This window comes from Zavarzinella formosa DSM 19928 (assembly GCF_000255705.1).
Lineage (GTDB): Bacteria > Planctomycetota > Planctomycetia > Gemmatales > Gemmataceae > Zavarzinella > Zavarzinella formosa.
Genome location: NZ_JH636457.1, coordinates 20,567 through 34,277 on the forward strand (window position 1 = coordinate 20,567; position 13,711 = coordinate 34,277).

At 62.0% G+C, this 13,711-nt stretch carries 9 protein-coding genes; 1 reads left to right on the forward strand and 8 read right to left on the reverse strand.

Annotation, left to right across the window (positions count from 1 at the left end):
* From BGIM_RS60960 to BGIM_RS56445, 5 genes are all read right to left on the reverse strand, one after another.
* On the reverse strand, positions 1–3,279 hold a 3,279-nt coding region (locus BGIM_RS60960; protein WP_193789100.1), incomplete at its 3' end, for a C2 family cysteine protease.
* A gap of 212 nt (positions 3,280–3,491) precedes the next feature.
* Positions 3,492–8,072, reverse strand: a complete 4,581-nt coding sequence (locus BGIM_RS0146980) for a C2 family cysteine protease (protein ID WP_020476503.1) — start codon at positions 8,070–8,072, stop codon at positions 3,492–3,494.
* A gap of 215 nt (positions 8,073–8,287) precedes the next feature.
* Positions 8,288–8,710 (reverse strand): hypothetical protein, encoded by a 423-nt coding sequence (locus BGIM_RS0146990; protein ID WP_020476505.1) that lies wholly within the window; start codon positions 8,708–8,710, stop codon positions 8,288–8,290.
* Complete coding sequence (locus BGIM_RS0146995; RefSeq protein ID WP_029632189.1) at positions 8,710–9,393, reverse strand: leucine-rich repeat domain-containing protein; 684 nt, start codon at positions 9,391–9,393, stop codon at positions 8,710–8,712. Before BGIM_RS0146995 ends, BGIM_RS0146990 begins: the two co-directional genes overlap by 1 nt.
* Before the next feature lie 454 nt (positions 9,394–9,847).
* Entirely contained in the window at positions 9,848–10,132 is a 285-nt protein-coding gene (locus tag BGIM_RS56445; protein ID WP_020476507.1) for a hypothetical protein, read from the reverse strand.
* Between the two features lie 533 nt (positions 10,133–10,665).
* Between BGIM_RS56445 and BGIM_RS0147005 the strand changes: the two genes are divergently transcribed.
* Positions 10,666–11,541, forward strand: coding sequence for an alpha/beta hydrolase family protein (locus BGIM_RS0147005; RefSeq protein WP_020476508.1), 876 nt, complete (start codon positions 10,666–10,668; stop codon positions 11,539–11,541).
* Positions 11,542–11,718: 177 nt separating this feature from the next.
* Here the strand turns inward: BGIM_RS0147005 and BGIM_RS0147010 are convergent, their stop codons facing one another.
* From BGIM_RS0147010 to BGIM_RS56450, 3 genes are all read right to left on the reverse strand, one after another.
* The gene (locus BGIM_RS0147010) at positions 11,719–12,174 is read right to left on the reverse strand and encodes a hypothetical protein (protein ID WP_157370002.1); all 456 of its coding nucleotides are present in this window, start codon (positions 12,172–12,174) and stop codon (positions 11,719–11,721) included.
* A gap of 375 nt (positions 12,175–12,549) precedes the next feature.
* The gene (locus BGIM_RS0147015) at positions 12,550–13,044 is read right to left on the reverse strand and encodes a DUF6559 family protein (RefSeq protein ID WP_020476510.1); all 495 of its coding nucleotides are present in this window, start codon (positions 13,042–13,044) and stop codon (positions 12,550–12,552) included.
* Positions 13,045–13,382: 338 nt separating this feature from the next.
* A partial coding sequence (locus tag BGIM_RS56450) for a hypothetical protein (protein ID WP_193789101.1) occupies positions 13,383–13,711 on the reverse strand: 329 nt, incomplete at its 5' end.

Sequence of the window (13,711 nt, forward strand, 5' to 3'; positions counted from 1 at the left end):
CACGGCCGGGTTCATCGGCTGGTCGTAGGTCACCGTGATGCTGAAACCGTTGGCGCCCCCTTGGGCGTTGGTGATCGCGGCGAAGTTCGTTGTCGCGGTCAACACCAGCGGCTTGGCGGCGGGCGCCGGTGTGGTCACGGTGACCGGGCTGGTGACGCTGTCGGCCGCGCCTCCCTTGTCCATCACCGTCACCGTCAAGATCATCCCGCCCGACTGGGCCGAGTAGGGGTTCGGCTTGGTGGCGAAGATGTCGAAAACGCCCTTCTGTTTGGGGTCGGCCGCGACGGTGATGTTCCGCGCGGCGCTGCTCGAACTCTGGCCGTCGCCCCAGAACACGTTGGCGGTGTAATCGGTCGCGTGGCTGCCCGCGAAGGCATCCGTAAACGTGCCGACCAGAACTTTCGTCACGGCCTTGTCCACCGTGAACGCGGGGACCACCGGCGTCAGCGTCAGCGGCGGGTCAATCACGTTGATGTTCGCCGTTTCGGTGTCCGAGGGGACATGCGGAGCGGAAACGGTCACGCTGAACGGCAGGTTTTGGCCCGCCTTGGAATAGAGGCCCGGCTTGGTGGCCATGATGTCAAAGACACCGGCATGGTTCGGGTCGGCCACGATGGTCACGGTCTTCCCGGCGGTATTGGAGGTCTGTCCGTCGCCCCATTTCACGGTGGCCGTGTATTGGCTCGCCACGGCGGCCGGGTTGGCGTCGGTGAACGTGCCGACCAGCACGTTGACCGGGCGGTCCCCTTCCGTCGGCGCCGGCGGGGACAGGGTGAGCGAGAACGGGGTGACCGTCAGCGTCAGGGTTTGGGCGTTCGTGCTGCCGAAGTCGTTGCTGGCGGTGATGTGCAGGGTATACGTGCCGACGGCCGAAGGCGCCGGGTTGCCCTCCAGGGCGCCGGTGGCCGTGTTGAACGTGACGCCGTCGGGAAGCTTGTCCTTGGCGCCCAAGGTGAACGTCGGGGCGGGATAACCGGTGGTCCCGATGGTGAACGAATCCGGCCCGCCCGCCGAGAGCGTGGCCACCTTGGGCGTGGTGATCTTCGGCCCGGCGTCGGGGCCGCTGAAGGAGATAAAAAGAACGTACGTTTGAAATTCCTGCCAGGTCACCGTCACGAGGCCGTCCGTCGGGTCTCCGGAGGGAACCTTGCCGGGAAAGGCGCCCACGTCAACACCCCAGGGATTGCGCAGGACGACCGTCGCCGGCTGATGCGTCGTCGGATCGCGAGTGAGGCTGATCACCGAGTAACCATGACCCAATATCAGTTTGACGTCTTCCGGCGGTTGCGGCTTGTTGGAAGGCGGAGGCTGGGATTCGGGGGTTCCGGCCGTCACATTTCCGCCGATGTTTAACTCATCCTCCATGAATTTAAACAACAGTTCGTTGAAGGCGTTAGGCACGCCGGACGGGTTCGACACGAGGAATCGCATGTCGGCGGCCACGCCCGTCAAGGCCGTCAGCGTGGCCGTCATGTTCCCAAAATTGCTCTGTCCAATCTGGCTGCCAAGCAGCTTGGCGTAAGCGCGGCTGTACAAGATGGTCCAGAATTGCAACGGCCCCGGAATCGGGGAGGCTGCGGTCGGATATTGATAGTAGGGCTGGGGGTCTGTCGTCGGGACGGTTCCGTTGAAATCAACACGCACATTGACTTTTTGGCGGGCTTTGTTGAAAAGAGCCACGGTGTAGGAAAAGGCATCGGCGAGTATTCCATCATTTCCCAAATAAGTGATGCCGTCCTTCAAATCGGCTCCGCGATAAGCCACCTCGCCCAAGGGAGCCAAAACATAACAATTTCCCGCCCCTCCCTGAAAAATATCCTCAATGGGGGTGTTTGTGCGGAGGCCGGGGCCGGGGCCGTCAAAGACCTCGTGCGGCGCCCAGTTGGCGGCGCCAAACTCCCCGGAGGCGATGGTGGTGTTGGCGGCCGGGCCGCGCGAGGGGGCGACGAAGTCGTTGCCGGCGCCGCCATCGATCGCCACGAGGCTGTTGATTGGCTCGTTGCCTTGGTTGAACAGGATTTTATCGTCGCCCGTGCCGCCGCTGACATTGATCCGGGTCACCAAGTCCGCGCTAAGTTCGGACAGGTAGACATCGCCGTCCACGGGAAGATGGTCGAGAATTTCCACCACGGCCGGGGCGGCTCCGAAGCCGGGCGTCTGTCCCTGAATGGAAATTTCGCCGTTGCTTTGCCCGACGAAAATCTGGTCGGCCGCGGTTGTCCCGGTGATGGTCAGGACGCCCGCCTGGAAACTGGCCTGAATGCCGGTTTGGAATTCAACCGGCTTGCTCGTCACCCTGGGCGCCGTCGCCGCGGCCCCGAGGATGGCGGTCACCTTCACGCTGTAGAACCCCTGCGGAAGCTGGGTGCCCACATGCGTGGTGTTTTGGATGCCTCTGTAGATGATGGCTGGGGGGATCTGCGGCAAACTGAGGTTCGAAAAAGCCAGTTCATAGTGAGTGCCTGGAAACGCGGCTTTCAGGTCGGTCCAGGAAATATCCGGATGACCGTAAGCGCCGTCGGTCCCCGGCGCCACTGTCAGCACCGGCGCGTCGGGGAGGGTGGTGACCGTGTCGTCGTTGCTGGTGTGCGTGCCGTCGGCGGCGGTCGCCTTCACCTCAAAGTCATAGGCGGTGTCCTTGGTCAGGCCCGTCACGTTGTAAGAGGTGGCGGGCGGCCCGGCGTTCGGGGTCAGGCCGAGGAGGCTTGAGCTGCCCACGGTCGCGATCTGCCCCCCGTTTTCGTAAATCTGGTAGCTCGTGGCGCCTCTGACGGCGGTCCAGGAGAGATCGACTTGCGAATTGGAAACGGCGTCGGCCTCCAGTTTCATGGCCGGGGTGACATAGATGCCGCGATCATCGCTGTTGAAGGTGGTGGTGTCGGTGACATACACGGCCGTGTTGCCGTTCCCCGGCAGCCTCAAGGCAAAGGCAAATGTTCCCCCTCCGCTGAAGGCGTGTTGGGCGTAGACATGGACGGTGGCCAGGTTCGCGGCCGTCACCGGCACCGTCGTCACGATCATCGTCCCGGTGTAGTCCTTCGAGACATCGACATCTCTTCGGAACGGCGCGTGCTGAGGCTGCACGTAGATGCTGAACACCTGATTCTCTTTGACAGTCGTGACTGGATACGGGGTGATGATGCAGGGGAAGTCGGCGGCGGTGTCGGAGGGCGTGATCCGGGACTCCAGCCCCTCCAGCGACAGGGGACTGCGTCGCCGGTTGCGGCGGGCGGACGACAGAACAAGGCCCGGCTGTTCCCGCCAGGAAAAATGGGACATCGGGGAATCTCAAATCTTGGCGGGGCGAGCGGCGGGAGGGGGCGAGATTTCTTCCGTGGATGCTAACAACAATGCCCTTGATGAGCAATGACTTTAAGACTTGCTTCAGAATCTTTTCCGGCCGAAAAATAACGATGTTGTCATGTTGAGATGCCAGCCGAACCGGGGGACTTCCCGCGGTTCGTTCGGCCCGTCGAAATTGTCAAGACCGGTCACACATAGACTTGGAAATCCAGATCGTAACCAAACAACGGCCCGGCCATCGTGTCCCCGGCGGGATAGGGGTTGTTGGTGGCAAAGTTCACCAAAATTGCGGACAGATTGTCGGAGGTCACCTCCCACAAATAGGTCTGGCCGGCCGTCAGCGAGGGCGGGGTGGCGAGCATGATGCTGTTGTTGCCGACGCTGAAGGTGAAATTTTGCGAGTACAGCAGCGATCCCGCCGGGGTGTCGTAGTCGGCCGAATGCGGGTCGGTGGTGTTGATTCCGCCTTGGAAAATCTTGATGGTGGCGTTCACCGAACTGACACTTTGAACTTGGGCGTCATCCAGGCCGGTGATGTTCAGAATATTCAGCTGAGTCATTGGCCCGGAAGCCGTCGGCACAAAGGACTCGCCGAAATATCCGGCGGTGACATTGGCGCTGGAGTTGTTCTCGGTCACCGAGATGTTTGGCCCGCCGGAAACGACGGTTGTGTTGATGGAGAAGACACCATTTTGGGAAAAGGCGGTCTGAGACACATCGGATGCGCTCTTCCCGCCGCTGACGGTGACTTGAACGGCATTGTCGGTCACCGTTGCCAGGGCCACGTTATAAACGGCCGTGTAAACGGTGTGCCCGGCGTTCCAACTTCCCGAAGCGAACGTCAGCGTCGATGACACATTGGGGCTGAAGGTGATGCTTGGCGTGAAGGCGGTGTCCATCACTTGGTTGTAAGTCACGGCGATGTTGAAACGGTTGGCGCCCCCTTGGGCGTTGGTGATCGTGCCGATGCTCGGCATCGCCGAAACGACGTTGGGCGCGGTCGGAGTCGTGACAGCCCCCGCCGTCGTGCCGATGGCGAAGAGGCCGCTTCGCGTGAAGGAAGGTTGCAAAACACCGGCGGCGTTCAGGGCGCCGCCGATCGTCACCTGAACGGCGTTGTCGGTCACATTGGCGAGGGCCACGTTGTAGCGGGCTGTGTAAATCTTGCCCGTGACATCCCAACTGCCTGAGGCCGGGGCCAGCGTGGCGCCGAGGTCGCGGCTGAAGGTGATGACCGGCTTGACGGTTCTGTTCATCACTTGATCGTAGGTCACTGTGATGCCAAAGCCGTTGGCGCCCCCTTGGGCGTTGGTGATCGTGCCGATGACCGGCGTCGCCGAGACCACCGTCGGCCCGACGGCGTTCGTCGTCGTGTTGATCGAGAACAGACCGGCGCGGACGAAGGATGTCTGCGCGACATTGGCGGCGCTCTTGGCCCCGCTGATGGTGGCCTGAACGGCGTTCAAGGTCACGTCGGCCACCGTCACATTGTAAACGGCCGTGTACACTTTGCCGGCGCCATCCCAGCTTCCCGAGGCCAGTTTCAATGTCTTGGCCGTGCTGGGGCTGAAGGTGATGACCGGCTTGACGGCCGGGTTCATCGGCTGGTCGTAAGTCACTGTGATGCTGAAGCCGTTCGCCCCGTTTCGGGCGTTGGTGATCGCGGCGAAGTTCGGCGTCGCGGTCAACACCAGCGGCTTGGCGCCGGGGGCCGGCGTGGTCACGGTGGCCGGGCTGGTGACGCTGTCGGCCGCGCCTCCTTTGTCCATCACCGTCACCGTCAGGTTGACTCCTCCCGGCTGGGCGGAGTAGGGGTTCGGCTTGGTGGCGAAGATGTCGAAAACGCCCTTTTGCTTGGGATCGGCCGCGATGGTGACGTTCTTGGCGGCGCTGCTGGAACTTTGGCCGTCGCCCCAGAACACGTTGGCCGTGTAGTCGGTCGCGTGGCTACCCGCGAAGGCGTCCGTGAACGTGCCGACCAGCGCCTTCGTCACGGCCTGGCCGACCGTGATCGCGGGGACTGTCGGCGTCAGCGTCAGCGGCGGGTCAGTCACGGCGACGGCCGCGTTTTCGGTGTCCGAGGGGACATGCGGAGCGGAAACCGTGACGCTAAACGGCAGGTTTTGGCCCGCTTTGGAATAGGCGCCCGGCTTGGTGGCCATGATGTCGTAGACACCGGCGTGGTTCGGGTCGGCCACGATGCTCACGCTCTTGGCGGCCGTGTTGGAGGTCTGGCCATCGCCCCATTTCACGGTGGCCGTGTATTGGCTCACGACGGCGGCCGGGTTGGCGTCGGTGAACGTGCCGACCAGCACGTTGACCGGCCGGTCCCCTTCCGTCGGCGTCGGCGGTGACTGGTTCACGGTGAACGGCGAGACCGACAGCGTCAGGGTTTGGGTGGTCGCCTTGCCGATGGTGTTGTTGGCGGTGATGTGCAGGGTGTAGACGCCGACGGCCGACGGCGCCGCAGTGCCGCTCAGGGCGCCGGTGGCCGTGTTGAAAGTGACGCCTTCGGGAAGCTTGTCCTTGGCGTCCAGGCTGAAGGTCGGGGCGGGGTTGCCGCTGGTCTCGACGTCGAACGAGTCCGGCGCCCCGGCCGAGAGGGTGGCGATCTTGGGCGTCGTGAACGCCGCCGATTGCGCGGGGCCGTTCAAAGTGACATAATTGATGTACTTCTGAAAATCGACCCAAGCCACCGTCACGAGCCCGTCGTAAGGATCGGCCCCGGAAGACACTTTGTTCGCCACGCTGCCAACGTCAGTGCCCCACGGATTGCGCAAGAGGATCGAATCGGGGTTTCCCGACGTGTCCCGCGAGACACTGACCACCGTGTAGGCGTGCAGCGAGATCAGCTTCATGCTTACCGGCGCGCCATCCTTGTCCGGATAGGTCACGGCGACAACATTGCCGCCCATGTTAATCTCGGACTCGATGCTGTCGAACACCGAGGTGTTGGAAAAAATCGTTGAAAAATCCTCGTCAACGCTTTCCCGTCCCGTCAACGCCCTGAGCGCATCCATGGGGAAAACGCCGTCGTCAATCAGGCCGGTCATTTTGAGATAGGCCCGGCGATACAGGACGGTCCAGAACTGAAAGGGGGGGTTGGGGGCCGGGACCACCGGGTGGGCCGACCCGTAATCAAGATAGGGTTGGGGGTCGTGATTATTGACAAGTCCGTTGAAAATGACCGGCACGGGAGTCGTCTGGCCGCCCTCTTTGTAAAGATCCACGGTGAAGGAAAAGGCGTGGTCGATGTCGCCGTCGTTGCCCGTGTAATGGATGCGGTCTTTCAAATCGACGATGCCGCGCTTCGCCACCTCGCCCAGCGAGGACAACAGGCCGCAATTGCCAAGCCCCGCCTGGAAAATATCCTCCAGCCGGGTTCCGTTGGGCGCCGGATTGTTGGCGTCAAACTCGCAATTGGTCAGGGTGCCCGGCCCTCCTGTTCCGCGAACCCCGGCGACGAAATCGGTTCCGAGTCCCCCGTCGATGCTCGCCGCGGCCTGGATGGGTTCGTCTCCCTGATTGAGCAGGATTTGATCGTCGCCGTCCCTCCCGGTGACAACGATGCTGGTCACCTTGTCGGCGCCCAGGTTGAACACGAACTCCGGGTCGCCGAGAACCTGGGCCAGAATCAGCACATCCTGGGGGGCCGTCTGGTCGGTCACCTGTCCCTTGACGGAGATCTGGCCGTTGCTCTGGCCGACGAAAATCTTGTCGGCCGCAAAAGTTCCCTCAATGGTCAGGGCGCCGTTGACGAGGCTGGCTTGAATGCCGATTTGCACATTGACGGGCTTGCTGCGGAGATCGTCTCCGCCGATGGTGGCGGTCACCACGGCCGTGTAGGCCCCCGGCGCCAAATCGGGGAAGGTATACTTGGTGATGGATTTGGGAAAATCATGCTTGTCGTAGGCGATCTTGTTGGTGGCGGCATTCGTCAGCGTGAGCCGGTATTTGACATCCGGGGCCGCCGCGCTCATGTCGGTCCACGAAAATTCGGGAAAGTAATTGCTGAGCTCCGGGGTCACCGTCAGCACCGGCGGGTCCGGGAGCGTGGTGGCCTCCGCGTCGTTGCTGGTGTGGGTGCCGTCGGCGGCGGTCGCCTTCACCTCAAAGTCGTAGGCGGTGTCCTTGGTCAGGCCCGTCACGTGGTAGGAGGTGGGCGGGGCGGCGTTCGGGGTCAGGCCGGTGAGGCTTGAACTCCCCACGGTCGCGATCTGCCCGCCGTTTTCAAAAATCTGGTAGCTGGTGGCGCCTTTGATGGCGCTCCAGGCGAGATCGACTTCCGAGTTGGAAACAGCGTCGGCCCCCAGTTTCATGGCCGGGGTGACATAGATGCCGGTCCCGTCGCTGTTGAAGGTGGTGGTGTCGGTGACAAACAAGCCGGTGCTGCCGTTCCCCGGCAGCTTCAAGGCAAAGGCATACGTTCCCCCCCCGCTGAAGGTGTGTTGGGCATAAATATGGACGGTGGCCAGATTCGCGGCCGTCACCGCCTCCGTCGTCACGATCATCGTCCCGGTGTAGTCCTTCGAGACATCGACATCTTTATGGAACGGCGAGTGCTGGGCCTGCACATACAGGCTGAACGCCTGATTGTCCTTTACCGTCGCGGGCGGATACGGCGTGATAATGCAGGGAAAGTCAATGCTGCTGTCGGAGGGCGTGATCCGGGACTCCAGCCCCTCCAGCGACAACGGACGGCGTCGACGATCACGGCGGGCGGACGACAGAACAAGGCCCGGCCGTTCCTGCCAGGAAAAATGGGACATTGGATATCTCAAATGATCGCGAGGCGAGCGTCGGGAGGGGGCGAGATTGATCAGGCGGGCGAGATTGATCCGGTGGATGCTAACAACAATGCCCCTGATGAGCAATGACTTTCAGGCTTGCTTCAGAATCTTTTCCGGGCCGAAAAATAACGTTGTTGTAACGTTGGACCCGTTGTTCGCTCGGCCCATCAGGGCGAACAACGCGGGCGAAGCAATCAGGCCCCGCGCCCCGGCGGGAGAACCTTGTCGAAGAAGGCATCGACGACCACTTTCCAACCCGTGGCCGCCAGCTTTCCCATCCATTTCCGCAGACGTTTGATCCGAGTCTCGGCATCCGCTTGTTTGTCTTCCGGCTTGGGCTCTGGTTTGGCTTCTGCGTCGGCCTCCGGAGGAGTGACCGCAACTTCGCGGGCCTTCCTCGCCTCGCGGTCTAGCACGGCGGCCGCCAGTTTCATCGCCTCCGTTTCAAGTTGCTCGTTCGGAACACGACAGTTGTCTTCCGTTGCAGCGGAAAGCACCACAAGCGTAATGCCCTTTTGACGCAAAGCCTTGCGGACTTGCTCCAACAGTTCCGGGCAATCTTCGATTGATCGTTGAGTCAACCGAACCGTCACGCGGAGTTTTTTGGGAGCGCTCATTACTCCACCCCCGCCGGCTCAAACACTTCTTCGTGGATTTCCAAACTCTCGATTTGCAACCCATGCCCGCCGAGCGCCCGATGCAAACCGTCCGCCTCCCACACCAGTCTTTTGATGATCGCCAAGATATCTTCGTCGCTGGCGTCGCCGGGGGATTCGATTTGAATGGAGAGACTTTTGCCGGAACCCACAAGATCGACGGATCGGTGCCTTCTGTGGGAATGATTAAGGCGGACGGACGGGCGGCGACGTTTGAAATCTGCCGCCCCCGCGTCCGTCACCCGAGTGTTGCTGAGGCAGAGGAATCGGAGTTCAGGGCAGTTCTCGCCCACCGCTGTTATCCCTGCGTCTGTCACTGATGTGTCGGAGAGATTGAGGGATTGGAGCAGAGGGCAATGCTTGGCCACCTCTGACACTCCCTCGTCCGTTACCGCCGTATGGGCGAGGTGGAGGTATTCGAGTTGGGGGCAGTGTTGGGCCAGCACCGTCACCCCTGCGTCCGTCAACTGCGCGCCGTCAAGGTTGAGAGATTGGAGTTGGGGGCACTGTTCGGCCAACGCTCTTGCGAATGCCACAGTTAGTGTTGGCTTGGGCAAGTATGCGCGACGCAGACTGACGTACAATCGGCCGTCTTCATCTCGCCTCGGGTTTGCGAGCTTCTGAAAAATCTCTTCTTCAGTCATGAGGGGCAACCGCCTTCCAAAACATCCATTCACTTGTGCGATTATAAAGGTGATTCCAAGGCGTTGCAACAACATCGTCTTGGTCTTGGCGAGCCGAGCAGCGTAAGCTGCCGGGTGGCTTGCTGTGGTCGAACCGCCTCCCCTTCACTCAGCCTGACTCTCGCCCGTGGCTCAAGCGGCTTCTCCGCCGGGAGTCACCCGGCAGCTTACGCTGCTCGGCTCGCCAAGACCAAGACGAGCCGGATGGCTCGCCAAGACCAAGACGAGCCGGATGGCTCGCCAAGACCAAGATCACCCTTGCGCGAGTCGGGCCATGATTGCGAAAAGGCCGGGGTTTCGTCGGGTTGGGATAGATCCGCAACATCGCGGATCCACGGGAGTGGTTGTTCCTTGAATCAAGCCTTGGGGCGGATCGTTGGCGTGGCGGCTTGATGGTTTTTGTTCATCCCCAAACTCATGGGGAGGGCTTCTCTCGCCGGACGCGGTTGCGGCGGCGGATGTTGACATAGCAGTGGTGACAGATCACCCGGATGCCGGCGATCTTCTCGGCCTCCTCGGTCCATTCGCCGGTTTGCATCATCAGGTCGTCGCAGTCGCCGCACCAGGCATCCGGGTATGGCCCGTTGTCGGTGCACCAGAAACCAAGCCCGGACCCGCCGACAAGATGCTGGCAGACAAACGCCATCTTCGCCGGCCCGTGGCGGTCACAATGAATCGTCTCGTCGTCCGCCTCGCTCATCGTCTGGCCTCTCTTTTGATCGCCCGGCCCGGTGGAGGCGCCCGGCCGATGGGATCGCCCGCCCCTGACGGACCGGTCTGGGTTAGGCGGTCTTTCAGACCGGGCGTTTCGATGGGATTAATCGCTAATCCGGATGTTTTGGGGGGCGAAAAACACATACCCGCCGATGGCCCCGGTCTGAAAGACCGGTTAACCCAGACCGGTCCGTCAGGGCCGGGCCTCCCTTTTTTCGGTCCCCTTTTCTTTTTAGTGTGTCCAATGTGTAAGGCTAATTTTGCATCAATCGAATCCGAAAGCATTAAATTGAAACGAGTTATGGCAATTTAATCGCAAAAAGCAAAAGGCGACACCAAATGCCGGTGTTGAACACCGTCGGGATTGCTTTCGGCTTTTGAATTTGCGCCTTTTTTGAAGTTTCAAAGGTTTGTCTTGGCGAGCCGAGAGCAAGACAATCCTTGTCCCTCAAGCAAGCGGGTTGTATTTTCCCACCAAGACGGCCGACCGGCCACAATTTCCTGATTTGCGAGACTGGCGTGAGCTTGAATGTCGGCTGCCGAAATGTGGATTTAAACGACCCGGTTCAGGGCGTCAAGATCCCGTTGCGATTGCTTCATTCCACGCGGGCCGACGCGAGGACCGAGCGGTTTGGGCCGTATGAACTCGATGTGGCGACGGATGCGCCGGTCGAGGGGGATCGGCTGCCGCTGGTGGTGATTTCGCACGGCGGGGGCGGTTCGTCGCTCACGTACCGCGACTTGGCGGCGGGACTGGCCCGGTCGGGTTATGTGGTCGCGCTGCCCGAGCATCCGGGCGACTGGCGGGGCGATGGAAGTCTCTCGGGCAAGGCCGCGAACCTGGAAAACCGGCCCCGGCATATCTGCCTGACGATGGATGCCGCGTTTGCCGATCCGGTGATCGGCCCCCGACTGTTGCCCGGCCGGGTCGCGCTGATCGGCCACTCAATGGGGGGTTACACGGCCCTCGCCGTCGCGGGAGGCAAGCCATACGCCGGGGCGCGCGAAACGGAAGATGGAAAGCCCCGGCCGGTCGCCGTTTCGCCAGATCCCCGCGTTTGCGCGCTCATCCTTCTCGCCCCGGCCTGCGGCTGGTTCTGGCGTGACGACGCGCTGGCCGACATCGACCTTCCCATCATGCTCCGCACGGCCGAGAAGGACGAGCGAGCCTCCCATCTCCATGCCGACTTGATTCCGCGAGGCGTCCGCAACCCCGGCCGCGTCGATCACCAAACCGTCCCCAACGCCGGCCACCACTCTTTTCAAAGCCCCTTCCCGCCCGCCATGACCCGCCCCGATTTCCCGCCCTCCCAAGACCCGGCCGGATTCGACCGCCTTGCGTATCAGGCGGTTTTGCTGGATGAGATTTTGGCGTTTTTGCACGATAAATCGTGAAGACTTCCGGCGCACAATCGACATCGTGAAGCCGCGACGCGGAGTCTTCGCAGCGGAGCGCGGACTCGCTGTGTCAGTGATTGCCAGTCCTGTCGGCGATTGTGCACAGAAAGCCCGCGCTCCGCTGCGAAGACTCCGCGTCGCGGCTTCACAAAGAAGGAGTTGATCGACGGCTTTTTATTCCGAAACCACCCACACCGGGTCTTTCAGAAGAAACCGCCACTTGAGTTTCTGAAGTTCCTCTTCCGTCTCCACTTCCACGCTGTCCGGATTGTTCTTCGCTTCCTTTGATCCGACGAGGAACACCGGCATGTCGTCCCGCGTGATGACCATGCCCGTCGCCCGGACTCGCTTGGGCCGGCCGGATTTCCGGTGGGCGTGTTCGGGCAAGGCGCCGTCGATCCAGATGCTGCCGCCGCTGCTTCGCCCGTCGTTGGCAAACAGCATCGGCCCCATTTTGAGGCTTTCGATATAGCCCTCGACCGTGACGAGCCGGTTGACATACGGAGACCAGTCGTCCGGCCAGGTTGTCAGCCGTTCCGGCGGGCCGACGGAGGAGGGAATTTTCTGCGAATGCGCGCAGCCCATCACGCAGATTATCCAGAACCCCGCCCACCGACAGAACTGCCTCATCACACGGCCCTCCCTGACCCCGGCTCCCCCCGCCGGCGCGGCGACCATAATCACTGTCGCCGTTTAACTCAACGCCGATCCGGGCGGGGTGATGGTTTTCGCCCCAAGGGGGCGCCCGGGAATAGCCAGGGGCGGTCGCCGCCCCTGGAAGCATCATCGATGAAATGGTTTCCGCCCCAAGGGGGCGGCGCTTGCCTGTTGTGCCGCCCCCTTGGGGCGGAAACCATTGGGAATCGTCCATTTACCAAGGGCGGAAACCGCCCTTGGCTATTTTCGAGCGCCCCCTTGGGGCGAAAACCATTCGTCGGCGAGCGAACGTGAGAAATGGCCAGCATCCGTTGACCCTCATGCAATGATGGTTTGATTCGGCGTTCTTCACGCCCAGTCGAGCAGGGCCGGCCAGTCGACTTCGCCCAGCCAGCCGGTCATGCCGATGCCCCCGGAGGCTGCGGCTTCGGCGGCGCCGGAGACGATCACATCCACGACCGCCGGGGTGGCGAAGGCGGTGTTCCCGTCGAAGAACGCCACTCCGATGGCCGCCCGCATCGCGGCAAGATCGCACAGTTCCCCGGCGGCCGCGTGGATGCTCTCAAAATCCGGGGGCGAACAGTGCAGGACAAGCGCCCAACATATGTAATCAACATGCAGGGCGCGCTCCAGAACCGTCTCCCGCACCTGGGCGGGCGAGTAATGCCGTTTTCGCCCGTATTTTTCCCGCAGAGCGGGCCCGAGGTTGGTGAGGTAGCTTTTGACCGCCCCGCGTTTCTCGGCCGTCAGGGTGGTTGCGCAGGCCGCCGCCGTGGAGACGGCCATCGGCGGTTCCGGGGCCAGATTGTAAACCCCGCCTTCATCTTCTTTGGCTTCCGTCATTTGGCGATCCTCTGCGTCAACGGGAGAGATGAAATGACGCCCCGCCCGAGCGAGCCGGGAATCGTTGTTTCAAAGCTGTTCGGTTTGGGGCAACGATTATTGAACGGGAAGCCCCCCGCCCCTGCCGCTGACGCCTTTTGAAGTGGCGATTCTTGGTTTTCAAGATGTTCTTGGTATTGGCGAGCCGAGCTCCGTGAGGAGCCGGGTGGCTCCCGGCAGTTAAATCGCCTCCCCTTCACTCAGCCGGACTCAAACCTGTGGCTCGGACAACTTCCCCGCCGGGAGCCACCCGGCAGCTCACGCTGCTCGGCTCGCCAAGACCAGCATTCAAAACCCAATCACTTCAACCCCGTCTTCATCCGGATCACCTGCGCGGCGTCTTCCCCCAACTGTTGCTTTTCAAAACTGTAACTGGTTCCGTCCAATCCCGGAAAGACGACTCTGGGGGTTTTGTCGCCGTTCCACTCCTTTAAGTGGCAGTGGATGGCGTCGGGGAGGCGGGAGCGCAGGGCGGGGCTTTCTTCGCAGCGGACTCCGACCCAGACGATCAGGGGGCGGTTGGTTTGGGCGGCGGCGAGGGCGGCCTCCGCGTGGCTTTCAAAACACATGCCTCGGGCGGCGAGCGCCTTCGCGCGTTCTCGCTCGCGCTGGGCGCCGGCGATGGCGA

Bases quoted from the DNA above. Each gene is read 5' to 3' on its own strand.
- BGIM_RS56445 (WP_020476507.1), bottom strand. From the start codon at position 10,132: ATGAGCGAGGCGGACGACGAGACGATTCATTGTGACCGCCACGGGCCG.
- BGIM_RS0147010 (WP_157370002.1), bottom strand. From the start codon at position 12,174: ATGAGGCAGTTCTGTCGGTGGGCGGGGTTCTGGATAATCTGCGTGATG.
- BGIM_RS0146990 (WP_020476505.1), bottom strand. From the start codon at position 8,710: ATGAGCGCTCCCAAAAAACTCCGCGTGACGGTTCGGTTGACTCAACGA.
- BGIM_RS0147015 (WP_020476510.1), bottom strand. From the start codon at position 13,044: ATGACGGAAGCCAAAGAAGATGAAGGCGGGGTTTACAATCTGGCCCCG.
- BGIM_RS0146995 (WP_029632189.1), bottom strand. From the start codon at position 9,393: ATGACTGAAGAAGAGATTTTTCAGAAGCTCGCAAACCCGAGGCGAGAT.
- BGIM_RS0146980 (WP_020476503.1), bottom strand. From the start codon at position 8,072: ATGTCCCATTTTTCCTGGCAGGAACGGCCGGGCCTTGTTCTGTCGTCC.